This is a genomic window from Arthrobacter sp. MDT2-34-1, from assembly GCF_059091365.1.
Map to the genome: position 1 here is coordinate 95,197 of NZ_JBNHGO010000003.1, position 26,773 is coordinate 121,969.

Below are 26,773 nucleotides of genomic sequence, written 5' to 3' on the forward strand. Positions count from 1 at the left end.
GCGTAGCCGACCGTCCGCCCTTCCGCCGTGTCAGGTGCGACGCCGCCGCCCGTCTGAGTGCCCATGTTGCCTCCGAAACCGAATTGCTGAACGATCATCGTTCGTTCACCCACCAGTCAACCCTACGGCGGGTCCGTATGTCCGGTCATCGCGTACGGTGAATTCATGCACCAGAGGATCTACGCCCACCGTGGTTCCAGTGAGCAGTATGCGGAGAATACGCGGGCCGCTTACCTGCAGGCGATCGCCGACGGCGCCGATGGGATCGAGTGCGATCTCCACCTGACCAAAGACCGCCGGCTGGTCTGTTTCCACGACTTCACGCTGGACCGCACCTCCACCGGCACCGGCAACGTGTCCGATCACACGCTGGACGAACTGCTGCAACTGGACGTCAGTTCGTGGAAGGGCACGCCGATTCCGGTCGAGTACGGCGGCACCGCCGACCAACTGGTGACACTGGACGACCTGGTGGATCTTATGCGCGACGCCGGCCGGCCGCTGGGCCTGGCCGTGGAGCTTAAGCACCCCAGCCCGTACGGGCAGGAGCTGGAGGACGAGGTGCTCAGGTACCTGATGGCGGAGGGCTGGGACCCGGAAACCTCCCGGCTGGACAACATCCAGCTGTCCTTCATGAGCTTCCACCCGGACGCCGTGAACTACTTGGCCGACCACATCCCGGGCCAGTATCTCTGCCAACTCCTGGATGACATCGACGCCGAAGAACTCAAAGCCAGCCTGCTGATGGGCGAGTTGACCGTCGGCGCCGTGGCGGTACTGCTGCGACGCGCACTGTCTGAAGGCGAAGGCCTGATCGAATCGCACCGCGTGGGCTGGGCCGGACCCGGCATCGATTACGTGCGCTCGCATCTGCCGCTCGTCCGGCGCTGGCTCGACGCCGGCACGCAGTTCCGCGTCTGGACGGTGGACGATCCACAGGACGTGGAACTGTGCCGCGAGTTGGGTTTCGGCGAAATCACTACCAACCGGCCGGCCGCGGTCCGCCGGCAGCTGCAGGCTGCACCGGCCTGAACAGCCGCTGCCGTAACCGGGTCCGTTGTGATTGAGTGGAGAGATGGCATCTCCAATTGAGGACTACGCACTCATATCGGATCTGCATACGGGGGCGCTGGTGTCCCGGTCCGGGAGCATGGACTGGCTCTGCCTTCCCCGCTTCGACTCGCCCAGCGTCTTCAGCGCGCTTCTCGGGCACCCCGGACACGGCCGCTGGCTGCTGGCGCCGGACGGTGCGCATCCGCAGAGCGGGGAAGCGATGGGGACGGGTGTGCACGGCGGCCTGAGCAACGACCCGTTGGAAGTCCAGCGCAGCCAGCCGCCGGTCTCGACGCGCGAACAAGATGATGCAGTCTCGGCGGCCCCGGAGAACCCCGGGCGGTCTGCGACGGACGAGGCGAAAAAGACTGCCGGAGTGCAGCCGGGGGCCGGGGAAGCCGGACAGTTTGGCGACGCGGCCGGCACCGCCGAAGCCGGCGCATCCCCGGCCGCCACCGGTGCCACCGAGGCGGGCGTATCCGTGGCTGCCACCGGCGTACGCGTGCCTTCCAGCGGCGGTCCGACGTCCGCCGAGTCGACGTCCGCGCGCTCCACCCTTACGGACACCCTGCCCCGCGGCGACCTTGAGCCGGCGCCGGCCGGAACCGAGACTGCAGGGGTCCGCACCGGCACCCCGCCGGCAGTAGAGGCAGCAGGGGCGGCAGAAGCAACGGAGGCGCCGTCCGCCGTCGTCGTTGAACGCTCTTATGTTCCGTCGACGTTTGTGCTGCAGACCCGCTGGAAGAGCGAAACAGGCGAGGCACTGGTGACGGAGTTCATGCCGGTGGGCGACCGCCGGGCGTCACTTGTCCGCCGCGTCGAGGGCCTTTCCGGCGAAATGACCATCCGGCAGGAACTGATCATGCGGTTCCACTACGGGGACGTGGTGCCGTGGGTGAACCGCGTGCACGACGAAGCCACCGGCCGGGAATCGATCGTCGCCATCGCCGGCCCGGACGCGCTGGTGCTGCACGGTGAGCGCCTGCCGCGCGCCGCGAACCGCCGGCACGAAGGCGAATTCACGGTTAAGGCCGGCGAGACGGTTGATTTCGAATTGTGCTGGTTCCCGTCCCACCGGACGGTGCCGCCGGCGATCGACGTCGACACCGCGCTGACGGAAACGGTGCACTACTGGCAGACCTGGTGCTCACGGTTCCCTCCCCAGGGGGATTACCACGGCATCGTCAAGCGTTCCCTGCTGGTGCTGCGCGCCATGACGCACGAGACCACCGGCGGGATCGTCGCCGCGCCGACTACCTCGCTGCCGGAGTCCTTCGGCGGGGAACGGAACTGGGACTACCGCTACGTCTGGCTCCGCGATGCCGCGCTGACGCTCGAATCGATGATGACCCACGGCTACGAAGACGAGGCGCTGCAGTGGCGCAACTGGCTGCTGCGCGCGGTGGCCGGAGACCCGGAAGACCTGCAGATCATGTACGGGGTGGCCGGCGAACGCGACCTGGAGGAACGGATCATCCCGCACCTTCCCGGGTATGAAGGGTCGGCGCCGGTGCGGGTGGGAAACGGCGCGGTGGGCCAGTACCAGGCGGACGTGATCGGCGAGGTCATGGTCGCGCTGGAGAAGCTGCGCAACATGGGCGGCACCGAGGACCACTTCTCCTGGCCGCTGCAGAAGGCCATGCTGCACTACATCGAGAAGCACTTCGACCAGAAGGACCAGGGCATCTGGGAGATGCGGGGCGAACGGAAGTACTTCACCCACTCGCGGGTGATGATGTGGGCGGCGTTCGACCGCGGCGTGCGGGCGGTGCAGGAGCACGGCCTGGACGGCGAAGCCGAGCACTGGGCGCAGCTGCGGGACAAGCTGCGCGAAGAGATCATGGAGCACGGCTTCAACCGGGAGATCAACTCCTTCACCCAGAGCTACGACACTACCGAGGTGGACGCGTCGCTGCTGGTGCTGCCGCAGGTGGGCTTCGTGAAGTACGACGACGACCTGATGCTGGGTACCGTCGCCCGCCTGGAGCGGGAACTCGTGGATGCGGACGGACTGATCCTGCGCTACCGGACCGAGTCGGGGGTGGACGGGCTGGCTCCGGGCGAGCACCCGTTCCTGGCCTGTTGCTTCTGGCTGGTGGAACAGTACGCCCGGTCCGGGCGCATCGGCGACGCCCGCGACCTGATGGACCGGCTGGTCGGTTACGCGAACGACCTGGGGCTGATGGCCGAGGAGTACGACACCGCGAACAAACGCATGGCCGGCAACTTCCCGCAGGCGTTCTCGCACCTGGCGCTGATCCGTGCGGCGGACGCGATCAACGGCCACGCGCAGGAAGCGGTGTAGCCGCAGCCGCTTAGCCGCAGCCGCTTCCAGGGACCGTTTCCACAGTTTCCACAGCGATATCCACGGTTGGTGCGGCGGCGGGGCGGCTGCCTTCCCGGCTACTGTAGACGGGTGAAGTTTCTCCAGTCCCCGGCCGTGAAAGTGGGGCTGTCCATCTCCATCGCCACCGGGCTGTACGGGGTGTCGTTCGGCGCCTTGTCGGTGGCATCGGGGCTCGACCTCTGGCAGACCATGGCGCTGAGCCTGCTGCTGTTCAGCGGCGGCTCCCAGTTCGCGTTCATCGGGGTGATCGGCGGAGGCGGGACCGGTCTGGCCGCGATGACCGCTTCTGCCCTGTTGGGCATCCGCAACGGCATCTATGGCATGCAGATGAACGCGCTCGTCTCCCCGTCCCGCTGGTGGCGGCCGCTGGCCGCCCACGTGACCATTGACGAATCCACCGCGACGGCGTCCGGCCAGGACAACCCCGGCGAGCAGCGGCGTGGATTTTGGACCGCCGGCGTGGGTATATTCCTGCTCTGGAATCTATTCACGCTGGTGGGGGCGTTGGCCGGCAACGCGTTGGGCGATCCGAGGCAGTGGGGGCTGGACGGAGCCGCCGTTGCCGCGTTCCTGGCGCTGCTGTGGCCGAGGCTGAAAGGCAAGGAACCGGCCGCCATTGCGGTTGCCTGTGCTCTGGCCACGCTGCTGGCCGTGCCGTTCGTGCCCAGCGGAGTGCCCATCCTGGTGGCGGCGGCGGTCGCGGCCGCCATCGGCTGGTTCACCCACAAACCCATTCCCGCCGGGATGGCGCCGGACATCGAGCCCTATGACGAGCCGTATTCCGAGCACGACGGGCCCCACACGCTCGCCGGGTCCGAGCGCCGTGCGGCGGGCCGCGACGATCCGGCCGGCAGCGGGGACGGAAGGGAGGCGTTATGAGCCTGTGGATCTGGATAGTGGCCGCCTGCGTCATCTCCTACCTCACCAAGCTGGCCGGCTATCTGGTGCCCGCCAGGTGGATGAAGAACCAGCGCATGTCCCGGGTCGCCGCCACCATGACCATCGGCCTTCTCGCGTCGCTGACCGTCGTCAACGCCTTCTCCACCGGCCAGCACCTGGCGTTCGACGCCCGGGTCGGGGCGCTGCTGGCCGCTGCGGTCGCCCTGCTGCTGCGCGCCCCGTTCCTGGTAGTGGTTATCGCCGGTGCCGCGGCGGCCGCACTGCTCCGCCTGGCCGGCTGGGGATAACAGTAATCTGCTGGGGGACGGCGGCCGGCTGGGTAACGGCGCCGACGATTGTGCCGCGGGCGGCGCACCACGGCGGTGCGGCTTAAGGCAGGTTGACGACGGCGGTTCGCACCGCCGTCGTCAACCATCCGGTAAGGGGTCAGTCAGCGATCTTGGCGACCAGCCGGCCGACGACTTCGCCCCTCTTCAGCTTCTCCAGGCCCTCGGGGATGTCCTCGAAGGTGATCTCGGTGATGGTCGGAGTGAGCTTGCCGGTGGCGAAGTAATCGTAGACGCCCTGCACGTCGTCGCGGGTGCCGCCCTGCGAGCCGACGAGGGTGACCTCGGAGAGAATCAGGGCCTTGGTGCTGATGGTCGACTCCAGCCGGCCCATGCCAACCTGGACCACGCGGCCGCCGCGGCGGACCGTCTCGATGGCCTCGGCGGTGGTTGTGCCGAAGCCGGCAAAATCGACGACGACGTCCAGGCCGATCTCCTTGAACTCGGCGATGGACTTCGCCACGTCCTTGGCGCCGGTCTCCTTGGCCTGGTCCCAGATCTTCTCGTTGACCTCGGCGACGTAGACCTCCGCGCCGGCCAGCACGGCCACGCGGGCGCCAATGGAGCCCAGGCCGCCGAAGCCGATGATGCCGACCTTGTCGCCGGCCTTGACCTGGCCGTTGGCGATGACGGCGTGGTGGCTGGTCATGCCGGCATCGGTGCCGGCCGCACCCTGGGCGAAGCTGACGTTGTCCGGAATGCGGACCAGAGCCTGCTGGTCGATGGCAGTCTTAAAGGAGAAGCCGCCGTCGAAGGCGTAGCCGGGAGCGCCGGCCGGAGTCGTGGGGCAGCAGCCCACGCGGTCGCCGACCTTCCAGTCGCTGACGCCTTCCCCGACCTCGGTGATGACCCCGGCCACCTCATGGCCGAGGGTGATGGGGCGCTTGGCCAGCGTCGAGAGCCAGCCCTCGTCCTCAAGCATGCCGACATCCGAGTGGCACAACCCGGCCGACTTGATGTCGATGACGACGCCGCCGGGTGCGGCGGTCGGCTCCTCGACCTCATTCAGTTCAAGCGGCTCGTGGGTGTTGGTAAATTGCCAGGCTTTCATGGGGTCTCCTGTGGCTCGGCGCGGATGGTGGCATTCCGCGGGCGACCGGTGGAACGGACCGGCGGAACGGTGCGGGTGCGAAACCCGCATGTCCAGCCTAGCTCCGAAACCCGGCGTTTTTTATGCAAATGCATGTAAAGTCCGTCACGTCCGGTGCTGCAGAAGGCCCCGTGGTTGCGGCAGGTGACACCGGACCTGTGCGCCGGCACGGGTGCTGTGGAAGACTGAAGCCATGCTTGTAGCCTTCTCTGTTGCACCCTCCGGGGTGCCCGTCGCCGGTCCCGCACCCCACGATGCCTCGGTCCATGACGCGGTTGCCGAGGCCGTCCGGATCGTCCGCGAATCCGGGCTGCCGAACCACACGGACGCGATGTTCACCACCATCGAGGGCGAGTGGGACGAGGTAATGGACGTGATCAAGCGTGCCACCGAGGCCGTAGGCCGTCACGGATCGCGCGTGTCCCTGGTGCTCAAGGCGGACATTCGTCCGGGATACTACGGCGAGCTCAACGGCAAGGTGGACCGCCTGGAGGCTGCCATCGCCGAGCAGGAGCAGCAGTGACCGTCCAGCCGGGCCTGCCGGACGTCGATCCGGAAGCGGCGTGGACCGCCGTCGAAGACTACCTGACCGTCACCTTGGTGGGGGAGGACCAGTCCCAGGTCGCAGCCAGGGAGGGTGCCGCGCAAGAAGGCCTGCCGGCGATCGAGGTGAGCGCAACCCAAGGCAAGCTGCTGATGCTGCTGGCCCGGCTGCGCGGTGCCCGCAAGGTGCTGGAGATCGGCACGCTGGGCGGGTACAGCACCATCTGGTTGGCCCGCGGACTGCCGGACGACGGCGAAGTGGTCAGCTGCGAGTACGAACCGCGGCACGCCGAGGTGGCGCAGCGGAACCTGGAGGCAGCCGGCGTCGCGGACAAGGTCAGCATCCGGGTGGGCGCGGCACTGGATACCCTGCCGCGGCTGGCCGAAGCGGGCGTCGGGCCGTTCGACCTCGTGTTTATCGACGCGGACAAGGAAAACAACCGGAACTACGTGGAGTGGGCCCTGCGGCTGACTCGTCCCGGCAGCCTTATCGTGGTGGACAACGTGGTCCGGTCGGGCAAGGTGCTGACCGACGGCGGCGACGCCGGCGCGGAGGACCGCGACATCCGCGGCACCCGGGATGCGCTGGCGCTGCTGGGCTCCGACCCGCGCCTGGACGCCACGGCGATCCAGACCGTGGGCGGCAAGGGCTGGGACGGCTTCGCGCTGGCGCTGGTCAAGTAGCCGATGGCGCGGCGAAGCACCCGTGCCGAGGCGGCACGGGAGCCGGAGGCGTCCGGCGGGCCGGCCGAGGGACGCTATGAGATTTCCTCCGGGACAGCCGAGCTGGTCCGCGAGCCCGACTCGGCGGACAGCTGGCTGCTCAAGATCAACGGCGTCCAGTCCTCCCACGTGGTGGTCGGAGATCCGCTGCGGCTGGACTTCGAATACATGCGCTGGATGGCGGCGCTGATCGCATCCCGCTGGGGACCCGGGGCCAAGCTTCGGGCCCTGCACCTGGGCGGCGGGGCGTGCTCGATGGCCCGCTACCTGGCGGCCGCGTACCCGGAGGCGCGCCAGGTAGTGGTCGAGATCGACGCGAAGCTGGCCGACCTCGTGCGCCAGTGGTTCGACATCCCGCGTGCGCCGTTGGTGCGCATCCGGGTGGGTGAAGCAAGGGAGGTCACCGAATCACTGAGCGAGGACAGCCGGGACCTGGTGGTCCGCGACGTCTTCTCCGGCAGCGAGACCCCGTACGGACTGACCACGCTGGAATTCACCCGGGCGGTGCGGCGAGTCCTCTCACCCGGCGGGGTCTACCTGGTGAACTGCGGCGACACGCCACGGCTGATCGGTGCCCGCGAGGAGGCGGCGACCATCGGCGAGGTTTTCGAGCACCGGGTGATCATCGCCGACCCGCCGATGCTCAAGGGCCGCCGGCACGAAAACGTGGTCATCGCTGCCAGCGACCAGCCGCTGGAAACCGGTCCCGGACTCGTCCGGGAGTTGCTGCACGGTGCCATGCCGGCACAGCTGTGGGACGGGCCGAGAGTGGAGAAGTTTTGCAGAGGATCGGCGATCCGGCAAGACCGGCCGGCCAATTAGGACCTTTCCCGGAACGTTATGACTTCGGCCGGAATTTGTTTGTAAGATGGACAAGAACGGCCGTGCAGCGGCCGTACCAGGCCCGGGAGCGAGCCGCTTGCGGCTGGCTCTCCGGAGGCAGGCATGGAAAGAACGGCTTCGACACTATGGATGGTGGCTGGAGCGCTATGTCTGCTCAGCCGGATTCGATCCGGCGCCGGATGCCGGGTGCTGAGAACCTAATCCCCCCAAGTTAGGTCCAGTGCCCGGCATCTCGGTCATTAATCCTTTCACCGGATGCCGGTTCCCTTCCCCATCAGCTCGGCTTCCCTGCTGCGGGTCTCGCGCCTGAGCGCATCGACGACCGCCGCCACCGCCGGTTGCCGCAGCGACTCCGGCCGCGCCACCAGCCAGTAGCCGAGCCGCTCCTCCAGTTCCCCCGGCAGGATCCGGACCAGGTCCGGATGGCGGTTGGCCATGAAGCACGGCAGCAGGCCGAGGCCGGCACCGGCACGGGTTGCCTCGACGTGGACGAACACGTTGGTGGAACCCAGGGCCGTGGACATCGCCGGCAGCAAACGGCGCGGGGCGTCGAGGTCGTCAACCTGCAGCATGGAGTCGACGAAATAGACCAACGGGTGGTTCATGGCCAAGCGCACGCTGTCCGGTACTCCGTGTTCGGCCAGATAATCACGGGAGCCGTAGAGACCCAGGACATAGTTGCCCAGCCGGATGGATCGCGCGCGGATCACCTGCGGCCGCCCGACGACGACTTCGAAGTCCAGGCCCGGCCGGTGTTGCGTGGCCCGGCGGGCGGCGGTAACGATCTCCACGCTGAGCCTGGGATGGCGCTGCTGCAGGCGGGCGATCGCCGGGGCGGCGACGAACGCGCTGAAACCGTCGGTGGCCGACATCCGCACCACCCCGGCCAGCCGGTCCGCCTGATCCGGTGTGCGGCCAAGCTCCGTGAGCGATTCTTCGATCCGCTCGGCGACCGCTGCCGCCTTGCGGCCCAGGTCGGTCAACTCCCAGCCGCCCGGCGCCCCGGAGAACACGCGGCCGCCCAGGGCCTTTTCGACGGCGGCGATGCGGCGCGAGACGGTGGTGTGGTTCAGGCCCAGGTTCTCGGCCGCCACGGTATACCGGCCGGTGCGGGCGACGGCGAGGAGGATGATCAGGTCGTCCGGCTTGGCGGACTGCGGCGCAGGAGGCATATCTGCATCTTTGCAGACCATGCCTGCAAAGTTTGTCATTGATGCACATGCGGGAGCGGGGAATACTCGGCTACGTCTGATTGTGACCACACTCACAGCGTGCGGGGGGAGTCCCGGCGGCGAACGCCGCATTAACCGCACGCCATGCAAGGAGAATGATGAGCGCCCACGCTACCCCCACCGGACCCGGATCCGGCGCGACGCACGAGTCGCCGCCGTCGGTCCTGCGCAAGGTCGTCACCGCTTCCATGGCCGGCACGGTCGTGGAATGGTACGAGTTCTTCCTCTATGCCACCGCGGCCACGCTGGTGTTCGGCGCCCTGTTCTTCCCGAATGCTGGCACCGAACTGGACGCGATCATCGCCGCCTTCGTCACGTTCGCCGTCGGCTTCATTGCCCGGCCGCTGGGCGGGATCGTGTTCGGCCACTTCGGTGACAAGCTGGGCCGGAAGAAGCTGCTGCAGGTGAGCATCATCCTGATCGGTGCCGCCACGTTCCTGATGGGCTGCCTGCCAGGGTTCGACCAGATCGGGTATTGGGCGCCGGGCCTGCTGGTGGTGCTGCGGTTCGTCCAGGGCTTTGCCATCGGCGGCGAATGGGGCGGCGCGGTCCTCCTGGTGGCCGAGCACAGCCCGGCAGCCAAGCGCGGCTTCTGGGCATCCTGGCCGCAGGCGGGTGTGCCGATGGGTAACATGCTGGCCACGGTAGTGTTGTGGGTGATGTCCGGCATCCTCTCCGAGGCCGAGTTCCAGGCCTGGGGCTGGCGCGTCGCCTTCTGGCTCTCTGCGGTCATCGTGCTCGTCGGCTACTACATCCGCACCAAGGTCACCGAGGCGCCGATCTTCCTGGAAGCCCAGGCCGAGTCCGCCAAGGTGAAGTCCACGTCTTACGGCGTCGTGGAAGTGATGAAGAAGTACCCGCGCGGCGTGTTCACCGCCATGGGTCTGCGCGTGGCGGAGAACATCATCTACTACATCGTGGTGGCCTTCTCCATCACGTACCTGAAGACCGTTCACGACTTCGACGTCACCACGGTGCTGGGCCTGCTGATCCTGGCGCACGCCTTCCACTTCGTCGTGATCCCGTTCTACGGGCGCCTGTCGGACAACATTGGCCGCCGCCCGGTCTACATGGCCGGCGCCGTGCTGTCGGGGGTCTGGGCCTTCGTCGCCTTCCCGATGTTCGACACGCAGAACCCGATCATCATCCTGGCCGCGATCTTCATGGGCCTTGCCGTGCACGGGCTGATGTATGCGGGGCAGCCGGCCATCATGGCCGAGATGTTCCCGACCCGGATGCGCTACTCCGGTGTCTCGCTGGGCTACCAGGTGACGTCGATCTTCGCCGGTTCGCTCGCCCCCATCATCGCTTCCACGCTGCTGAAGGACTTCGAGCACTGGCTGCCGGTTGCCCTGTACCTGGTGGTCGCGTCGGCCATCACCGTCGTGGCGGTGATCTTCACCCGCGAAACGAAGGGCGCCTCCCTGCGGGACCTGGACCGGGCCGACCTGGCACGCACGGAAGCAGAAGTGCGGGCCCAGGCCTAGGCGCGACGGCGCAAGCCAAGCGAGTAAAACCGAAAGGGACCGGTACCACCCGTTGCGGGCGGTACCGGTCCCTTTCGCCTCGGCGGACCTAAGGTCAGCGGAAGCCGATGAGCTGCTCGACCGGGCCCATGCCGAAGAAGAGCACGAAGGCCGCGGCCACCGCCCACATCAGCGGGTGGATGTCCTTGGCCCGGCCTTGGAACGTGCGCACCAGCACGTAGGCGATAAAGCCCGCGCCCAGGCCGTTGGCGATGGAATACGTGAAGGGCATGAGCGTAAAGGTCAGGAAGGCGGGGATGGCCACGCCCCAGTCGGACCAGTCGATCTTGCCCACCTGCGACACCATCATGAAACCGACGACGACGAGCGCCGGCGCCACCGCCTCGAACGGAACCAGCGAAATCAGCGGCGTGAAGAACATGGCGATCAGGAACAGCAGGCCGGTGACAACGTTGGCCAGGCCGGTGCGCGCGCCCTCGCCGATCCCGGCGCCGGACTCGACGTAGATCTGGTTGGACGAGACGGATCCCGCGCCGCCGGCGATGGCGCCCACGGCGTCGACCATCAGGACGCGGTCGACGTTCGGGATGTTGCCCTCTTTGTCCGTCAGCCCGGCCTCGTTGGCCAGGCCGACCATGGTGCCCATGGCGTCGAAGAAGATGCTCAGCAGGATCGCAAACGCCAGCAGGGAAGCGGCGGTGACGCCCAGCGTCCCGAAGGCGCCGAAGAGGCTGGCCTGGCCGATCAGGCTGAGGTCGGGCAGCCCCACCCAGCTGCCGCTCGGCAGCTCGGGCACCACCAGGGACCATCCCAGCGGATTGGGGCCGTCGGGACCCATCGACGGCCCGACGTCGGCCACCGCTTCGATGACCACCGCGAGCACGGTGGCGGCGATGACGCCGATCAGGATGCCGCCCTTGACCTTCTTGACCACCAGGGCGATTGTCAGGATGAGGCCGACGACGAAGACGAGGATCGGCCAGCCCAGCAGCACGCCGTCGAACCCGAGCCCCACCGGAACGGTGGTGCCCGCCGCGTCCGGAATGCGGCGGATGAAGCCGGCATTGACCAGGCCGATCAGGGCAATGAACATGCCGATTCCCACCACGATGGCGGTCTTGAGGCTTTGCGGCACGGCATTGAACACCGCGGTCCGGAAACCGGTCAGGACCAGGATCAGCATGGTGATGCCGGAGAGGATCACCAGGCCCATCACGTCTGGCCAGGTCAGGCCCGGGTTGGTCGCAACGGTGATGGCGATGAAGGCGTTGACGCCCAGGCCCGTGGCGAGGGCGAACGGGTACTTGGCCCACGCCCCCATCACAATCGTCAGCACTCCGGCCACGAGGGCCGTGACCGCCGCGACGCGTTCGGCGCCGAGCATGGCGCCGGTTGAATCGGCGCCGCCCAGGACCAGCGGGTTCAGCACCACGATGTAGCTCATCGCGAAGAACGTGGCCAGGCCGCCGCGGATTTCGCGCGAATAGTTGGAGCCGCGCTTGGTGATCTCGAAATAGCGGTCGAGCACCGAAGTCTTGGCGGCTACTGCTCCCTTTTGGGGCATGGGGGATGTCCTCCACAGGTAAGTGGTATGGTCAGGGATTTCCCCAAAATTCTAGCCCCTGCGGCACGCGGCGGCGTACGGTGCCGCTGTTTCCCGCCTGCCCGGCGTCAGGCGACTAGGGTACGGCGCCGCTGTTTTCCCGCCCGCCCCGCGTCTAGCGACGAGCGTACGGCGCCGCTGTTTTCCCGCCGCCCCGCGTCAGGCGACGAGCGTACGGCGCCGCTGTTTTCCCGCCCGCCCGGGGTCTAGCGACGAGCGTATGGTGCCGCTGTTACCGTCCGCCCGGCGTCAGGCGACGGCCGGCCGGGAGGTGGAAGCGATGGCGCTGCCGGCCACCTTCGCCTGCCGGATGATCTCCCGTGTGCTCGGCGCCAGCAGATCCGCCACGCCGACCAGGTAGAGGCCGATCGCTTTCAGGACGGAGGCGAGGTTTTCGCCGGCCGCGATGCCCAGGCTCCGGAGCAGCCGGCGCATCTGGTTCTGCGCGCAGCCCGTCAGCACGACGGAATCGGCGACCAGCAAGCCGTTTTCGGTGCGGATGACCCACTTCTGGTTCTTGTCCCTGCTCATCGCGGGTGCGTGGGCCACAGAGGCAGCCGTCGGCCTGGACGCCTCCGCCGGTGCCGCCGACGCTGTTTTCTCCGACGTCTTGGTGACACCGCAGACATGGGTGCTGTGGCGGATGTCCAGCGCATGGCTGGCGGCGTACGCCTGGAGCAGCCGCAGCAGGTCGTTGCGCTCGCTCCGGTGCGTCGAGTCCGCCAGCGGGGACCTGCGTCCTTGGTCGGCCGGCTGGGGGAGCAACCCCTCAACGACGATCGACGACACGCCCTGGCGGCTGAGCTCGCTCGCCACGGCTAGTCCGGGCAGCCCGGAACCGATGACCACCGTGGTGGTGTATTCGGTAGGCACTTCTGGTACGGAAACGCCACTCACTGCACGGACTCCTTGTACGGTAGCGAGAACCTCGGGCGGCGAACGGACCGCCCGCACACGCATTGTGAAACTGTTATTCAACACAATTTTCATCGAAGCCTACATAACTTTTCGGCCACTGAGAAGCGCTTTGTTGCAGAGTAAGCTGAGGGTAGCGGGCGAGGATGCCCGTGCGACGTTGAGGGAGGCGGAACGAATGACAGAAGCCACAGGTTCAGACGCCGGACAGGGCGCGGCACCCCGCGGCATTGTCGTCGGAGTTGACGGCTCCGATCAGAGCATCTGCGCGTTGGTTTGGGCTGCGGAGGAGGCGCAACGGCGCAGAACCCCGCTGCACGTCGTGACCGCCTACACCGTTCCGGTCTTCGCTGCCTCCAGCATGGACGCCGGCTATGCCACCCTGGACGATTCGGTGATCCGCGAAGGCGCCGAAGCCGTGCTCGAGCAGGCGGTGTCCAAAGTTACCGGTTACGGCCTGGACATCGATGCGCGGGTGGAAACCGGCGACGCCGCCGGGGTGCTGCTGGAGCTCTCGGAACAGGCCGAGCTGGTCGTGGTCGGTACGCGCGGCCGCGGTGGTTTCATGGGCCGGTTGCTGGGCTCCGTGAGCAGCGCCGTCCCGGCCCACGCTTCCTGTCCGACGGTGACGATTCCGCTGGCCTGCGCGCCGCGCCTCGGCGACCTGGACATCGAGCTTCCCCGGTCCAAGGACCAGGCGATCCGCCCCGAGGACGTCCAGAAGGTCGTCGTGGTCGGGGTCGATGGTTCCGAGCAGGCCCGCAACGCCACCCTGGTCGCCGCGGAGCAGGCCGAGCGGCTCGGCTATCCGCTGAAGGTCATCTGCGCCATGCCGCCGTTCACCGGCTCGCTGGCGTGGGTGCCGGCACCGCTCGACCGTGAGGCGCTCTATGCGGATATCCGTGAGCAGCTCGACGCCGGCGTGGCGTGGCTCAAGAGCCACTTCCCCGATCTGCGCGTCACCGGTGAAGTGCAGGACGGCTCCCCGGTAGAACTGTTGATCGAGGCGTCACGCACCGCCGAACTGCTGGTGGTTGGTACCCGCGGCCGCGGCGGCTTCGCCGGCATGCTGCTCGGCTCCACCAGCCAGGGCGTGCTGCACCATGCCAAGGGCCCCGTCATGGTGGTGCCGGACAAGCATGACCCTCGCCTGGACGACCGCCGCAACTTCGGCCCCCTGCCCGACGCCGAATAACCGCAGGTAGCAAAAGGGCGGGCCCGGAACCTCAAAGGTTCCGGGCCCGCCCCTTTTAAGCAGTGCAGGCTAGACGGCCCAGCGGGCGCCGACCGTGTGCAGCTTGCCGTACATGTGGCTGATATTCGTGACGGTCAAGCCGACGTCCGGGTTCAGTGCGTGGACTACCTGCCAGTTGCCGATGTAGATCGCCACGTGCCAGATGGCATTCGGCTCGCCCCAGAAGACCAGGTCGCCGGGCTGAAGCTGGGAAAGCGGCACCTTGTGCGGCGCGGAGTCGAGCTGGTCCTGCGCCACGCGGGGCAGGTAGCGACCGGCGCTGCCAAAGGCCGCCTGCGTCAGTCCCGAGCAGTCGTAGCCCCACGGGCCGCTGCCGCCCCAATCGTAGAAGCTCTTGTTGTTCGCCTGCTTGGCCATCGCGAAGTTGATGGCAGCGTTGGCGATGCCCGCGTTGCTGCCGGGGGCCGGTGCCGGTGCCGGCGGTGCCGGATCCGGCTTGGGCTTCGGGGCCGGTTGCGGGGCCGGCGGCGGGGGCGGGGCCGGGGCGGGCGTCGAGGGCCGGGACGGCGTGGGCGTCGAGGGCCGTGACGCCGGTGGCGGGGTTGAGGGTGCGGCCGGGCGGGAGGTTGCCGGCGGGGTCGACGGTGCGGCCGGGCGGGAGGTTGCCGGCGGCGCTGCAGGGCGGGCCGGCGTGATGTCTTCACTGGCCGCTGCAACCGTGGAGCCCTGCGGGTTTGAACTGCCACCGGCGGGCCGCTGGGCGGCGGCGGCCTCCTGTGCCGACTGCTCGACCAGGGCCTGGAGCTGTCGATCCTGCTCGGCGCGCTCCAGCGCGGTGATGCGTGCGTCCTCTTCACCGGTGCTGGTTCCGCGCAGTTCGGCCAGATGTTCCAGCAGCGCCTGCCGCTGTTCCTCGTAGCGGACCACGAGCTGCTCCTGCGCGGCGCTGGCAGCCTTCGCGTCCGACTCCGCCGCCTCCGCGGCTACTGCCGCATCCCGGGCGGCCTCTTCGGCCTGGGTGACATAGAGCTCCCAGGCTGCCCACAGCTGGGCGGCCTGCTGGGATTCGCTCAGGGTTTGCGAGCGGTTGGCCGTCAGCGCATCGAGCGTGGAGGCCTTGTACAGCACGTCGCCGGCGTCGTTGCTGTCCAGCAGCGAGCTGAGGCCGGGGTTGACGCCGCCGTTCCGGTAGAGTTCACCGGCCAGCTGTCCCACCTGGTTCTTGACCGCCTCGAAGTACTGCGCGGCCTGCGACGCCTTGGCCTTGGCGTCGGCGAGTTCAGCGGTTCGCTCCTGCTGCTTCAGCAGGGACTCGCTGTAGGCGTTCTGGGAACGCATGGAATCGAACTGCGCGTTGGCAAGGTTTCCCGAAGCCGCCTTGAGCTGCTCCTCGATCCGGTCCACCAGGGTCTGGGTGGCCGCTGCATCGCCCTTGGCGTCGTCGATCTCCTCGCCGGAAGGCAGCGTGGGCGCCGCCGGCAGGATGATCCGCTGCGATGTCACCTGCGGCAACTGTCCGGCCGGTGCGGCGACGGCCGGCGCCAGGGCCGAAACGCAGATTAAGAGGGCGGTAGCCGAGAAGAGCGCGACGGCGCGCCGCGGCGTCGTCGATCGATGCGGGGCGGGACGCCCCGAGGGAAGCAGCCTCATCCGAACGGGTCCTTACTAGGAGCGCGGTAAATGCACGCGCCCTTTCGGGACGGCCGGCCTTGGGGCCGGAACGGTCAAATGTGCGAACGGGTGGCACCCCAACTAGACCGAACTGCATTCACACAGCACGTTGAGGATATGCAACATCAGTCACAGTTGCAACATTTGTCCCACTAATAACATAAACAACACCAGTGTCATTTGAACAGCATTGGCGAGGAACCGGCGTGTCACGAGGTGGTTCAGGGCAGTTGAAGCGTGCGGCCGCGAGCCGTGCCTGCGTGGGCCCGCTGTGCCGGCTTCAGCCAACGAGCCTTTTGTCCCGCGGGCAATGGGTCCTGCTTTATGTGGCCGCCAAGTGTGTCCCGAACGGGCGAGGCGGGGGTCAGCCCCAGCCCAGTTCGTGCAGGCGGGCGTCGTCGATGCCGAAGTGGTGGGCGACCTCGTGGATCACGGTCACCAGGACCTCGTGGACCAATTCTTCGCGGGAGGAGCACATCCGCTGGAGGGGGCCGCGGAAGACGACGATGCGGTCCGGCATGGACCCGGCGGCCCACCAGTGGTCCCTCTCGGTGAGCGGCGTGCCTTCGTAGACGCCCAGCAGTTCCGTCTCGGGGTCTTCCCAGGGCTGCGGGGTGTATTCCTCTTCGACGAAGATGCCCACGTTGGTCATCTCGCGCATGATGTCTTCCGGGATTTGGTCGATCGCGTCGTTTACCGCGTCCTCGAATTCCGGCAGGGACATCTCCATCGGCATACAGCCGACTTTACCCGCGGGCTGCGGCCTCGAAAGCGCCCGGGTGGAGGCCGCGGCAGGCCTCGTCGGCCGGTTTTGGTTTTTCCCGGAGCAGGCCCTATAGTTTTATAGGTCCACAGCGGGGAAATGAATCCCAAGTGGTCCTGGCCCCCATCGTCTAGCGGCCTAGGACACCGCCCTTTCACGGCGGCGGCACGGGTTCGAATCCCGTTGGGGGTACGCGAGACGTCATGAATGGCAGCCCGCTGGAGTGGTCAGAACCGCTTCGAAAGGCTGGTAGGATTGAGTCTCGTAAAAAATGCAAGGCCCTGTAGCGCAGTTGGTTAGCGCGCCGCCCTGTCACGGCGGAGGTCGCGGGTTCAAGTCCCGTCAGGGTCGCTTTGGTTTCCGGAGCGATTTCGGAACGCCATCGGTGATCATCGCAAGATGTTGCCACGGCTCTGTAGCTCAGTTGGTAGAGCGTTCGACTGAAAATCGAAAGGTCACCGGATCGACGCCGGTCGGAGCCACCAGCAAAAACGAAGCCCCGCAGTCCTGGTTCAGGGTGCGGGGCTTCGTCGTGTCCGTCCGCTCTGTCCCCCTCCGGCTTCGTCGGGCACCATGGGTGCATGAGCGAAACCGCAATCACCCACATTGGCGGTCCGACAGCCTTGCTGGAGTTCGGTGGCTGGATGTTCCTGACCGACCCCACCTTTGATGAACCCGGCGAGTACCCGGCAACAGCCGGAACGCTGGTGAAAACCTCCGGGCCCGCCGTCCACGTCGCAGACCTGCCGGTGGTGGACGCCATCCTCCTCTCGCATGACCAGCACGCGGACAACCTGGATAGGTCCGGCCGGCGCCTGGTGGAATCCGGCGACACCAAGGTACTCGGCACCCTGGAGGCAGCGGACCGGCTCACGACGGTTACCGGGATGGCCCCGTGGGAGCGGACAGTCCTCGAGGCCGCCGATCGGCCCACTGTCACGGTCACCGCCGTCCCGGCCCGGCACGGACCCGAAGGATGCGAACCGGTGACCGGCACCGTGACCGGATTCGTCCTGACAGGGTTCGACCTCCCGACTGTTTACATCAGCGGCGACAACGCCTCGCTGGACGTGGTCGACGCCGTCGGGGCACGTTTCGCGCCGATCGCCACGGCGGTGCTCTTCGCCGGAGCCGCCCGGGTGGGAGCCTTCGACAACGCCCCGCTCACCCTCACCGCCGACGCCGCGGTCGAGGCGGCGCGCACACTGGACGCGGCCACCGTCGTGCCGGTCCACGCCGAGGGCTGGAAGCACTTCAGCGAAGGCCACGAAGAACTCCGCGCCCGGTTCTCCGCCGCCGGCCTCGAGGACCGGCTCCGCATCCCCACCCCGGGGCGGAAGCTGGCCCTGTAGCTGACACGGGCTGCCCGATCCGCCGGCCATTGGACGCTACCGCCGAACTGGTCGCCGAACTCATCGAGTCGACCACCGACAAGTCGGTCCACGTCCCGCGGCAGCCGCTCCCGGCTCCCAGTTTCCACTCAGGCTCACTGGCCTACCATGGAAGGGATTTCCCGTGCCGCCTGCACCTGATGAGGCACCGGACCAGGGGGACGATTGGAGCGAGGAGCATCGTGCAGGCCCTTTTGAAGGCGACGGCCGTCGGCATGGCAACCGCCGTCCTGCTAACGTCCTGCAGCGACGCGGGCCCAACGCCGGAATCGGCGACGACGGCGCCCGCCCCCGTCGCTTTGGACGACACCGAAGCGACGGCGCCCGCGGAAACACCCCCCGCATCTGTCCCCGCCACCGACCGACCGGCCACGTCGCCGCCCGGCCAGGCGCCGACGTCGGACTCGGCTGGTCCCGCTGACGTGAGCGGGGGAGCCGGAGGAGGCGCCGCTGACTGGGGCAGCTATAAGAGCCGGGACCACGCCTGCGCCGCCGTGGCCGCAAACGTCGCCTCCCTGCTGCTGGTCCCGCTCGGCTTCATGACCGGCGTGGAGGACTCCGACCTGGAGGCGCTGCAGGATGAGCTGGACGAATTCAGCCGCGACGTTCCGCCGCGGCTGGGGGACCACCTGGACAGGGTGGAGGACCAACTGGATCACGCGTCCGCAACCGGCCGCTTCGACGCCGCCGGGTTTGCCCGGGCCGTGCAACCGGTGAAGGACTGGCTGTCCGAACACTGCGGGGAATGAGGCGTTAGGCTTGCCCTGAGAGTCATCACAGCGTCAGGGGAGAACAGATGCACAACGAGGATCGGCCGGCTGCCCCGTCCGCGGGCGAATCGCCCGGGGCACACCCGGTGACCGCCCCTGTCGGCGCGCCGGCGCCGGCCCCGGCAGCGGTTGACCCGCATCAGCCTGCAGGCCTTGGCATCCCGGACGCCCCCGGACGCACCACCATCTCCGAAGCCGCCGTGGCAAAGGTCGCGGCCGTCGCCGCCCGCTCCGTCCCGGGGGTCTACGCGCTGGGCAGCGGCACGGCAAGGGCGCTGAGTGCGCTGCGGGATGTCGTGGGCGGCAGCGACGCCGGCCAGGGCGTACACGTGGAGGTCGGCCAGACGCAGGTTGCCGTGGACATCAGCCTCGTGGCCGTTTACGGCAAGCCGCTGCAGGAGTTGGCGGGCGCCGTGCGCGCGGCGGTGTACACCGCCGTCGGGCAATTGGTGGGGCTGGACGTGATCGAAGTGAACGTGGAGATCAACGACGTCCACGTGCCCGGCCTGGATGCCAAGGCTCCGGCGGAGAAGCCGGTGCGGCAGGCGGCCCAGTAACCGGATGTTCGGGACGGCGAGAGGAACAAGGATGAGCTACACGGTAGTCGGCATGGGCGTCGGCGCGGTGCTGGCGTGGGCCGCGCTGGTGTTTAACTTCTGGGGCTTCCTGCTGATGGCGGTCTTCCTGATGGTGGGGGCGTTGCTGGGCCGCGCCGCGGAGGGCAAGCTTGACTGGCGCAGCATCCGGGATGCGCTGACCGGACGCCGCTCGTCTTCATGACGGAACCCGTTGTGGACGCGGACGAATTGCCTCCCCGCCCGGAAGGACCGCCGGCCGGGCGACCGGACGGGCCGCCCCCGGCGTCGCTCCCCGCCGCGCCGCCCGGGCAACACTATGCCGGACATACCCGGGTCAGCACGCAGGCGTTGACCAGCACCGCGCAGGGGGTTGCGGCGGAGGTGCTGGGCATTTCACCTTCCCTGGTCCGTGCGACGTGGCGGGACGATGCCGGTTCCCTCGCGTTGTACCTGGCCCTTCCCGTCGGCATTCCCTCGCTGAACCGGGTAGTGCGGGACCCGCACCTGGTGGACGGCTTTGGCGGATCGGTCTGGGACCGGGCGCACGCCTCCAAGGGAGCCATCCTGGAGAGGATCTCCTGGATCAGCGGTTCGAGGTTGAGCCGGGTGGACATCAGGGTCACCGGCATCCGCGTGCAGGAAGGAGGCCGGGTCCGGTGAGCACCGACGTCAAAACCGGCGGGGGACCGGCTGACTTGCGCCCGGGCGACGAGCGCCTGGCGAGCCGGGAACTGCGCAGTTCCCGCGCCATCGCCGCGGTGATCGCGGCCGTCCTCGTCGGGCTGGCCTGCCTCTACCTGCTGCTCGAAGCGGCGCTGAAGGCGATCGGGCAGCGCCCGTGGCTGGCCACGCCGGAAGAGATGGCGGGCTGGATCCACCAACTGCCGGGAAACGTCGCGCCGACCGTCTTGGGCGCCTCCGGAGCGCTGATCCTGTTCCTCGGTCTGCTCTTCTTCCTGCAGGGCGTGCTCCCCGGACACCTGCACCGGCACCGCATTCCCGGCCGCCGCGGCGTCGTGGTGGTGGACGATGAGGTCATCGCCGCCTCGCTGGCGCGACGCGCGCGCATCGAGGCGCAGGTGACGCGCGAGCAGGTGCTGGTGGTCGTCTCGCGCGGGCTGGTGGATGTCCGGCTCCGGCCAACCTCCGGCCAACCGGTGGATGCCGAGGCCGTCCAGGCCGCGGTGGAAGACGAGGTCCGCAGGGCGCGCATCAGCCCGATTCCGCAGGTGCGCGTGTTCGTTTCCAGTTCGGGGGTGGTGGGACAGTGAACCAAACGCCCCGGACATTGAACCGCATCCTGATCACCCTTTTGGGGCTGCTGCTCATGCTGGCCGGCGGCACCGCGCTGGCGCTGGCGCTGGTTCCCGCGCTCGCCGGCCGGTGGCAGGCCGCCACGGAGCAGGCCGGCGCCAACCTGCGGACGGTTTTGGACGCCACCACCCTGCACGGCCAGCGGGACAGCTGGCTGTGGATTGTGGTGGCGCTGGTGCTGCTCCTGATGGTGCTGCTGATGATCGCGTGGGCCGCTCAGCAGGGCAAGGGCCGCACCGGTACCATCGCCGCGGATTATGACGGCGCGGGCGACCCCGGCGCCGTCTGGCTCAGTGCCGCCGTGGCCGAGCAGGCGCTGCGCGATGCGCTGCGCGAACGCGACAGCATCCTGCAGGCAACGGTCACCGCCTACGACTACGAGGGCGGCGGCGGCCTGCGCGTTCGGGTGGCTCCGCGCCTCGGGGTGTCCCCGCAGGCCGTGGCGGACGAAGTCTCCGACCTCGTGGAGGCGTTGGACCTGACCGTCGGGGTCAGCTTCCCGGTGGTCATCCACCTGGTGGCAGGCGCGCGCTCGCGGCTGGTCCGCGCCGACCGCGTCCGCTAGCCTGACTGCCCGTCGGCGGCAGGGGTAAGCCAGACGGCCCCGTTGGGCTGCAGCATCCCGTCGGAGACTGCTCCCTCCTGCGACTCCAGTACCAGGGAGGCGCCGTCGGGCAGCCGGATCGCGGAACTGCCCATGTTGGCCAGTACCTGCAGTGTCCCGTTGCGGTAGCTCAGGATTCCAGATCCCGGATTATGCTCCGCGGCCCATTCCAGGCTGCCGTGGCCTAGCTTTTGTTCCGCCCGCAGGCGCAGCGCCGCCCGATACAGCTCGTAGGTGGAAGCGGCTACTCCCACCTGCCGATCCACCGCATAGCGCGCAAAGCTCTCGGGCTGCGGCAGCCACGGCTCATGCTGGGTGGAGCCCCACCCGTAGCCGTGCGCCTCCGCGCGCCAGGGGATTGGCACCCGGCAGCCGTCGCGGCCACGCTCTTCGCCGCCGGTGCGGAAGAACGCGGGGTCTTGGCGCACTTCGGCCGGCAGGGCGGTGTGCTCCGGAAGGCCCAGCTCATCGCCTTGGTAGAGGTAGGCGGAGCCGGGCAGCGCCAGCATCACCAGCGCCGCGGCACGGCCGCGCGCGTGGCCGAGTTCCTCATCGGGCTGTTCGTCGCCGGGGCCAATGCCCTTGGGGTAGGTGGTGGGGTCCGCCAACCCGTACCGGGAGCTGTGGCGGACGGTGTCGTGATTGGACAGCACCCAGGTGCTTGGCGCACCCACCGATGATGCAGCGGCGAGCGAATCGTCGATGCTGCGGGCCATCCGTCGGGCATCCCAGCCGGCGAGCAGGAAGTCGAAGTTGAAGGCCTGCTGCATCTCGTCGGGCCGGACGTAGGCAAAAAGCCGCTCGGCGGGCTCGACCCAAGCCTCGGCGACCAGCATGCGGTCGCCGTCGTACTCGGCCAGGACCTTGTGCCATTCCCGGTAGATCTCGTGCACGCCGTCCTGGTCGAAGTAGGGCGGGGTCTCCGGATGCAGGCGCTCCTCCTCCCGGGCAACTGCCTGCTGTGCCGCCGCTTCGCGGGCATCCGCCGCGGCGGGTTCCAGCACCTGTTCCTCGGACGCACGGGCATCGGGGGTGGGCGAGGCGCCCGCGGGCCGGCCGACCGCCGTTTCGTCACCGTCGGGCAGTGCGTCGTCGCCCGGGAGCCGCTCGCTGCCGGCCACCATCGAGGTCTTGGCCGCCCAATCCGGCAGGCCCTCGGCCTTGACCAGGCCATGGGCCACGTCAATCCGGAAGCCGTCCACGCCGCGGTCCAGCCAGAACCGCAGGACGGAGACCATTTCGGCCCGGACTTCGGGGTTCTCCCAGTTCAGGTCCGGCTGCGAGGAGTCGAACAGGTGCAGGTACCACTGCCCGGGCGTGCCGTCGGGTTCGGTGATCCGGGTCCAGGCATCGCCGCCGAACACCGACTGCCAGTTGTTGGGCGGCTCGTCACCGTCCGGGCCCTTGCCGTCCCGGAAAATGTAGCGGGCACGTTCGGGCGATCCGGCCTCGGAGGCCAGCGCGTCCACGAACCATTCGTGCCGGTCGGACGTGTGGTTCGGCACCAGATCGACAATCACCCGCAGGCCCAGCTCGTGGGCGCGTGCCAGCAACGAGTCAAAGTCGTCCAGGCTGCCGAACAGCGGGTCGACGTCGCGGTAGTCTGCCACGTCGTAGCCGGCATCGTTTTGCGGGGAGACGTAGAAGGGCGACAGCCAGATGGCGTCCACCCCCAGGTTCTTTAGGTAAGGGATCTTGGCGCTGATTCCGGCCAGGTCGCCCATTCCGTCGCCGTTGTGGTCGGCGAAGGAGCGCGGATAGATCTGGTAGATGACGGCGTCGCGCCACCAGGGAGCGTTTGCTGCGGTCATTGGCTCTCCTCGATTCGGGGGGTCAGGACCACTTCCAGCCTAATGATCTTTGAAGCCGAACAGACAGCGCGGGCCGCGGATGCGGCACACATCACGATTCGGCATCGAACGCCACCGCCTCGAAAATGTGCCTTGCGACACACTGTGTAAGCGTTTACGTTACGAGTTATCAGATGGGTACTTGGTGGGTTCTTCCTGACCAGCTCAGCTCTGTCGGGGCCACCGGACAAAGGAGTCACAACATGCACTATGCACGCTCCAGAAAGGCCGCCCTGCCGGTGGCCGCGCTCGGCGCCATGGCACTGACACTGTCCGCCTGCGGGGGAGGAACAGAATCCGAAGAGTCGCCGGCGCCCGCCGCAGACTGCGCCGCCTATGAGGCCTACGGCACCTTCGACGGCGCCGAGGTCAGCGTCTACTCGACCATCACCGATGCCGAGCAGGATCTGCTGGAGAATTCCTGGGTGGACTTTGAGGAGTGCACCGGGATCGACGTGGTGTACGAGGGGTCCAACGAGTTCGAGACGCAGATCGGTGTCCGCGCCCAGGCGGGCAACCCGCCGGACGTGGCGATCTTCCCGCAGCCCGGACTGCTGGCCGCCCAGGCCCAGGCCGGCTACCTGAAGCCTGCGCCCCAGGAGGTGTCCGACCTGGTCGACGAGAACTGGTCCGAGGACTGGAAGACCTACGGCACCGTGGACGGCACCTTCTACGCCGCCCCCATGCTGGCCAGCGTGAAGGGCTACGTCTGGTACGTTCCGGCCACGTTCAAGGAGAAGGGCTGGGAAGTTCCGAAGACCTGGGACGAGATGATGGAACTCACCCAGACCATCGCCGACGAGGGCACCATGAAGCCGTGGTGCGCAGGGTTCGAGTCCGGCGAGGCCACGGGCTGGCCGGGCACCGACTGGATCGAGGACGCGCTGCTGCGCCAGGCCGGACCGGATGTTTACGACCAGTGGGTCAACCACGAGATCCCGTTCAACGATCCGCAGGTGGCCGAGGCCTTCGACGCCGTGGGCGACATCCTGAAGAACGAGGACTACGTCAACGGCGGCATCGGCGACGTCCGCTCGATCATCTCCACCTCGGTGGACGACGGCGGCATCCCGGTGATCGACGGCACCTGCGCCATGCACCACCAGGCCACGTTCCAGGCGGCCAACTGGCCGGAAGGCACCAACGTGGCCGAGGACGGCGACGTCTGGGCGTTCATCACTCCCGGCCAGGAGGCCGGCGCCAGCGCCATCACCGGTGGCGGCGAGTTCGTGGCAGCCTACACCGAAAGCGATGAGGTCTCGGCCTACCTGCAGTTCATGGCCTCGGCCGAGTTCGCCAACAACCGCGTGAAGCAGGGCGCCGCGATCAGCGCCAACAAGGGCCTCGACCCGGCGCTGGCCGCCAGCGACCTGGACCGCCAGTCCATCGAACTGCTGCAGTCGGAGGACACCACCTTCCGGTTCGACGGATCGGACCTGATGCCGGGCGCGGTCGGCGCCAACTCCTTCTGGAGCGGCATCGTGGAGTGGATCAACGGCAAGTCGACGCAAGAGGTCGTGGATTCCATCGAGGCCAGCTGGCCCAAGGACTAGGCAGCCGCCGGCAGCCCGGCCGCACCGCCTGCGACCCGATGCAGGCGGTGCGGCCGGGCACGGCCTGTCCCTTCCACGCACCAAGGAGGTAAGTGCCATGGAGGACGTTGGCGAGAAGCTCGTGCAGGTGGCGATCGCATTGGCGGTCTTCGCCGCGATCATCGCCCTGATCATGCTGTTGGTGGACCGGGCGCCGAAGTCGTTCCGCGATAAGGCGACGATCATCGGGTTCCTGGCCCCCGCCGTCGTGCTCCTCACCATTGGGTTGGTGTGGCCGGCCATCCAGACCACGTACCTGGCGTTCACGGACCGCACCGGAACGCCGAACGGCCTGGACAACTTTGTGTGGATGTTCACCCAGCCCGAAGCGCTGGTCACGCTGCGGAACACGCTGCTGTGGGTGATCCTGGTGCCGCTGCTGTCGACCGGCATCGGCCTGGCTTACGCGGTGTTCATCGACCGGGCGCGCGGCGAGAAGGCGCTCAAGGCGCTGGTGTTCATGCCGATGGCCATCTCCATGGTGGGCGCCGGCGTGATCTGGAAATTCATGTACACGTACCGCGGCGGCGAACGCGAACAGATTGGCCTGCTGAACCAGGTGTTGGTGTGGTTTGGCGGCGAACCCAAGCAGTTCCTGCTGGACGCGCCGGAGAACACGTTCTTCCTGATCGCGGTCATGGTCTGGATCCAGACCGGCTTCGCCATGGTGATCCTCTCCGCGGCGATCAAGGGCATCCCCACCGAAATCGTGGAGGCGGCCCGGCTGGACGGGGCCAGCGCCTGGCAGCAGTTCCGTTCCATCACCATCCCGTCCATCCGGGGGGCACTGATCGTGGTGGTCACCACCATCACGATCGGCACGCTGAAGGTCTTCGACATCGTGCGGACCATGACCGCCGGAAACTTCGAAACCTCGGTGGTGGCCAACGAGATGTACACCCAGGCGTTCCGCGCCAACGAACCCGGACGCGGCGCCGCGCTGGCCTTGATTCTGTTCCTGATGGTGCTGCCGATCGTCGTCTACAACGCCCGGCAGCTGAAGAAGCAGAGGGAAATCCGATGAGCGCAACGCCTGCCATCCCCACCGCTCCCGACGCCGTCCTGGCCAGCACCACCGAACAGCAGATCCCGATCACCCGGCGGGTCAAGCAGCGCCTGACCTCGCGCGGAGCCACCGTGGCAGCGATCATCATCGCCGTCATCTGGACCGTGCCGACCTTCGGCCTGTTCATTTCCTCGCTGCGCCCGGAAGACAACATCCAGGCCAACGGCTGGTGGAACATCCTGGGCGACCTGCAGTTCACCACCGAGAACTACACCGACGTGCTGGCCTCCAAGGGCGGGTCCGCGTCCAACCTGGGGCAGTACTTCATCAACTCGCTGGCGATCGTCATCCCGGGAACCCTGATCCCCCTGGTGATCGCCTCGATGGCGGCCTACGTTTTCGCCTGGGGCAGGTTCCGCGGCAAGGACACCTTGTTCATTGTGGTGTTCGCGCTGCAGATCGTGCCGCTGCAGATGGCGCTGATCCCGCTGCTCTCGCTGTTCATCAACCTCAAGATCGGCGAGTTCCAGCTGCTGCCGGCCGGAACCTACGCCCAGCTGTGGATCGCGCACACCATCTTCGCGCTGCCATTGGCCATCTTCCTGCTGCACAACTTCATCTCGGAGATCCCCGGGGAGGTCATCGAGGCGGCTCGGGTGGACGGCGCCGGGCACGCGACAATCTTCTGGCGGATCATCCTGCCGCTGTCCGTGCCGGCGATCGCCTCCTTCGGAATTTTCCAGTTCCTGTGGGTCTGGAACGACCTGCTGGTGGCCCTGGTGTTCTCCGGAGGCACCGCCGACGTCGCGCCGATTACCCAGCGGCTGGCCGAACTGACGGGCACCCGCGGCGACGAGTGGCACCGGTTGACCGCCGGCGCGTTCGTTTCCATGATCGTGCCGCTGGCGGTGTTTTTCGGCCTGCAGCGCTACTTTGTCCGCGGCCTGCTGGCTGGTGGCCTTAAGGGGTGAGCGCGC

The 26,773-nt window shown here is 67.9% G+C and carries 26 protein-coding genes and 3 tRNA genes; 22 read left to right on the forward strand and 7 right to left on the reverse strand.

Annotation, left to right across the window (positions count from 1 at the left end):
- Positions 1-165 precede the first annotated feature (165 nt).
- The 4 genes from AC5RVV_RS13840 to AC5RVV_RS13855 all read left to right on the forward strand — a co-directional run bounded on the left by AC5RVV_RS13840 (position 166) and on the right by AC5RVV_RS13855 (position 4,587).
- Positions 166-1,032, forward strand: a complete 867-nt coding sequence (locus AC5RVV_RS13840) for a glycerophosphodiester phosphodiesterase family protein (RefSeq protein ID WP_494001973.1) — start codon at positions 166-168, stop codon at positions 1,030-1,032.
- Between the two features lie 43 nt (positions 1,033-1,075).
- Complete coding sequence (locus AC5RVV_RS13845) at positions 1,076-3,358, forward strand: glycoside hydrolase family 15 protein (RefSeq protein ID WP_494001974.1); 2,283 nt, start codon at positions 1,076-1,078, stop codon at positions 3,356-3,358.
- A 111-nt stretch (positions 3,359-3,469) separates the two neighbouring features.
- Positions 3,470-4,279 carry an AzlC family ABC transporter permease gene (locus tag AC5RVV_RS13850; RefSeq protein ID WP_494001975.1) on the forward strand — a complete coding sequence of 270 codons (810 nt, stop codon included), beginning with the start codon at positions 3,470-3,472 and terminating at the stop codon, positions 4,277-4,279.
- Positions 4,276-4,587 carry an AzlD domain-containing protein gene (locus tag AC5RVV_RS13855; RefSeq protein WP_494001976.1) on the forward strand — a complete coding sequence of 104 codons (312 nt, stop codon included), beginning with the start codon at positions 4,276-4,278 and terminating at the stop codon, positions 4,585-4,587. Before AC5RVV_RS13850 ends, AC5RVV_RS13855 begins: the two co-directional genes overlap by 4 nt.
- Positions 4,588-4,726: 139 nt before the next feature.
- On the opposite strand, the gene AC5RVV_RS13860 is transcribed toward AC5RVV_RS13855, so the two are convergent.
- Positions 4,727-5,677, reverse strand: a complete 951-nt coding sequence (locus AC5RVV_RS13860; RefSeq protein WP_494001977.1) for a zinc-binding dehydrogenase — start codon at positions 5,675-5,677, stop codon at positions 4,727-4,729.
- Positions 5,678-5,909: 232 nt separating this feature from the next.
- Here AC5RVV_RS13860 and AC5RVV_RS13865 point away from each other — a divergent pair, with 232 nt between their 5' ends.
- The 3 genes from AC5RVV_RS13865 to AC5RVV_RS13875 are packed head-to-tail and all read left to right on the forward strand — an operon-like array spanning position 5,910 to position 7,804.
- A complete protein-coding gene (locus AC5RVV_RS13865; RefSeq protein ID WP_494001978.1) occupies positions 5,910-6,239 on the forward strand; it encodes a thiamine-binding protein in 330 nt (109 codons plus the stop codon).
- Positions 6,236-6,943 carry an O-methyltransferase gene (locus AC5RVV_RS13870; protein WP_494001979.1) on the forward strand — a complete coding sequence of 236 codons (708 nt, stop codon included), beginning with the start codon at positions 6,236-6,238 and terminating at the stop codon, positions 6,941-6,943. The genes AC5RVV_RS13865 and AC5RVV_RS13870 overlap by 4 nt, the downstream gene beginning before the upstream one ends.
- Before the next feature lie 3 nt (positions 6,944-6,946).
- Positions 6,947-7,804 carry a spermidine synthase gene (locus tag AC5RVV_RS13875; RefSeq protein WP_494001980.1) on the forward strand — a complete coding sequence of 286 codons (858 nt, stop codon included), beginning with the start codon at positions 6,947-6,949 and terminating at the stop codon, positions 7,802-7,804.
- A 269-nt stretch (positions 7,805-8,073) separates the two neighbouring features.
- On the opposite strand, the gene AC5RVV_RS13880 is transcribed toward AC5RVV_RS13875, so the two are convergent.
- Positions 8,074-8,997 carry a LysR family transcriptional regulator gene (locus AC5RVV_RS13880; RefSeq protein ID WP_494001981.1) on the reverse strand — a complete coding sequence of 308 codons (924 nt, stop codon included), beginning with the start codon at positions 8,995-8,997 and terminating at the stop codon, positions 8,074-8,076.
- 158 nt (positions 8,998-9,155) lie between these two features.
- Between AC5RVV_RS13880 and AC5RVV_RS13885 the strand changes: the two genes are divergently transcribed.
- On the forward strand, positions 9,156-10,544 hold the full coding sequence (locus tag AC5RVV_RS13885; RefSeq protein ID WP_494001982.1) for an MFS transporter: 1,389 nt from the start codon (positions 9,156-9,158) through the stop codon (positions 10,542-10,544).
- Between the two features lie 94 nt (positions 10,545-10,638).
- Here AC5RVV_RS13885 and AC5RVV_RS13890 read toward each other — a convergent pair whose 3' ends face one another.
- Positions 10,639-12,108: an NCS2 family permease gene (locus AC5RVV_RS13890; protein ID WP_494001983.1), complete on the reverse strand. Its 1,470-nt coding sequence runs from the start codon at positions 12,106-12,108 to the stop codon at positions 10,639-10,641.
- A 288-nt stretch (positions 12,109-12,396) separates the two neighbouring features.
- Complete coding sequence (locus AC5RVV_RS13895; RefSeq protein ID WP_494001984.1) at positions 12,397-13,044, reverse strand: FAD-binding protein; 648 nt, start codon at positions 13,042-13,044, stop codon at positions 12,397-12,399.
- A 196-nt stretch (positions 13,045-13,240) separates the two neighbouring features.
- On the opposite strand from AC5RVV_RS13895, the gene AC5RVV_RS13900 reads away from it, so the two are divergent.
- The gene (locus AC5RVV_RS13900) at positions 13,241-14,257 is read left to right on the forward strand and encodes a universal stress protein (RefSeq protein WP_494001985.1); all 1,017 of its coding nucleotides are present in this window, start codon (positions 13,241-13,243) and stop codon (positions 14,255-14,257) included.
- Between the two features lie 69 nt (positions 14,258-14,326).
- On the opposite strand, the gene AC5RVV_RS13905 is transcribed toward AC5RVV_RS13900, so the two are convergent.
- Both AC5RVV_RS13905 and AC5RVV_RS13910 read right to left on the reverse strand, forming a co-directional pair.
- Positions 14,327-15,907, reverse strand: coding sequence for a C40 family peptidase (locus tag AC5RVV_RS13905; RefSeq protein ID WP_494001986.1), 1,581 nt, complete (start codon positions 15,905-15,907; stop codon positions 14,327-14,329).
- 385 nt (positions 15,908-16,292) lie between these two features.
- The gene (locus AC5RVV_RS13910) at positions 16,293-16,664 is read right to left on the reverse strand and encodes a metallopeptidase family protein (RefSeq protein ID WP_494001987.1); all 372 of its coding nucleotides are present in this window, start codon (positions 16,662-16,664) and stop codon (positions 16,293-16,295) included.
- A gap of 146 nt (positions 16,665-16,810) precedes the next feature.
- On the opposite strand from AC5RVV_RS13910, the gene AC5RVV_RS13915 reads away from it, so the two are divergent.
- From AC5RVV_RS13915 to AC5RVV_RS13960, 10 genes are all read left to right on the forward strand, one after another.
- Positions 16,811-16,883, forward strand: a tRNA-Glu gene (locus tag AC5RVV_RS13915).
- An 85-nt stretch (positions 16,884-16,968) separates the two neighbouring features.
- A tRNA-Asp gene (locus AC5RVV_RS13920) sits at positions 16,969-17,042 on the forward strand.
- A gap of 58 nt (positions 17,043-17,100) precedes the next feature.
- A tRNA-Phe gene (locus AC5RVV_RS13925) sits at positions 17,101-17,176 on the forward strand.
- A gap of 96 nt (positions 17,177-17,272) precedes the next feature.
- Complete coding sequence (locus tag AC5RVV_RS13930; protein ID WP_494001988.1) at positions 17,273-18,043, forward strand: MBL fold metallo-hydrolase; 771 nt, start codon at positions 17,273-17,275, stop codon at positions 18,041-18,043.
- 221 nt (positions 18,044-18,264) lie between these two features.
- Positions 18,265-18,831, forward strand: coding sequence for a hypothetical protein (locus AC5RVV_RS13935; protein ID WP_494001989.1), 567 nt, complete (start codon positions 18,265-18,267; stop codon positions 18,829-18,831).
- 47 nt (positions 18,832-18,878) lie between these two features.
- Positions 18,879-19,409: an Asp23/Gls24 family envelope stress response protein gene (locus AC5RVV_RS13940; protein ID WP_494001990.1), complete on the forward strand. Its 531-nt coding sequence runs from the start codon at positions 18,879-18,881 to the stop codon at positions 19,407-19,409.
- Between the two features lie 31 nt (positions 19,410-19,440).
- On the forward strand, positions 19,441-19,632 hold the full coding sequence (locus AC5RVV_RS13945) for a hypothetical protein (protein WP_494001991.1): 192 nt from the start codon (positions 19,441-19,443) through the stop codon (positions 19,630-19,632).
- Positions 19,629-20,090 (forward strand): hypothetical protein, encoded by a 462-nt coding sequence (locus AC5RVV_RS13950; RefSeq protein WP_494001992.1) that lies wholly within the window; start codon positions 19,629-19,631, stop codon positions 20,088-20,090. The genes AC5RVV_RS13945 and AC5RVV_RS13950 overlap by 4 nt, the downstream gene beginning before the upstream one ends.
- Positions 20,087-20,701, forward strand: a complete 615-nt coding sequence (locus tag AC5RVV_RS13955; protein ID WP_494001993.1) for a hypothetical protein — start codon at positions 20,087-20,089, stop codon at positions 20,699-20,701. Before AC5RVV_RS13950 ends, AC5RVV_RS13955 begins: the two co-directional genes overlap by 4 nt.
- Positions 20,698-21,309, forward strand: a complete 612-nt coding sequence (locus AC5RVV_RS13960) for a hypothetical protein (RefSeq protein WP_494001994.1) — start codon at positions 20,698-20,700, stop codon at positions 21,307-21,309. The genes AC5RVV_RS13955 and AC5RVV_RS13960 overlap by 4 nt, the downstream gene beginning before the upstream one ends.
- Here AC5RVV_RS13960 and AC5RVV_RS13965 read toward each other — a convergent pair.
- Positions 21,306-23,159 carry a glycoside hydrolase family 13 protein gene (locus AC5RVV_RS13965; RefSeq protein WP_494001995.1) on the reverse strand — a complete coding sequence of 618 codons (1,854 nt, stop codon included), beginning with the start codon at positions 23,157-23,159 and terminating at the stop codon, positions 21,306-21,308. The two genes, AC5RVV_RS13960 and AC5RVV_RS13965, sit on opposite strands and share 4 nt — an antisense overlap.
- A gap of 242 nt (positions 23,160-23,401) precedes the next feature.
- On the opposite strand from AC5RVV_RS13965, the gene AC5RVV_RS13970 reads away from it, so the two are divergent.
- The 3 genes from AC5RVV_RS13970 (at position 23,402) to AC5RVV_RS13980 (ending at position 26,767) form a co-directional block, all read left to right on the forward strand.
- On the forward strand, positions 23,402-24,751 hold the full coding sequence (locus AC5RVV_RS13970) for an ABC transporter substrate-binding protein (RefSeq protein ID WP_494001996.1): 1,350 nt from the start codon (positions 23,402-23,404) through the stop codon (positions 24,749-24,751).
- A 97-nt stretch (positions 24,752-24,848) separates the two neighbouring features.
- Positions 24,849-25,814, forward strand: a complete 966-nt coding sequence (locus AC5RVV_RS13975; protein WP_494001997.1) for a carbohydrate ABC transporter permease — start codon at positions 24,849-24,851, stop codon at positions 25,812-25,814.
- Positions 25,811-26,767, forward strand: a complete 957-nt coding sequence (locus AC5RVV_RS13980; protein ID WP_494001998.1) for a carbohydrate ABC transporter permease — start codon at positions 25,811-25,813, stop codon at positions 26,765-26,767. The genes AC5RVV_RS13975 and AC5RVV_RS13980 overlap by 4 nt, the downstream gene beginning before the upstream one ends.
- Positions 26,768-26,773: the final 6 nt, after the last annotated feature.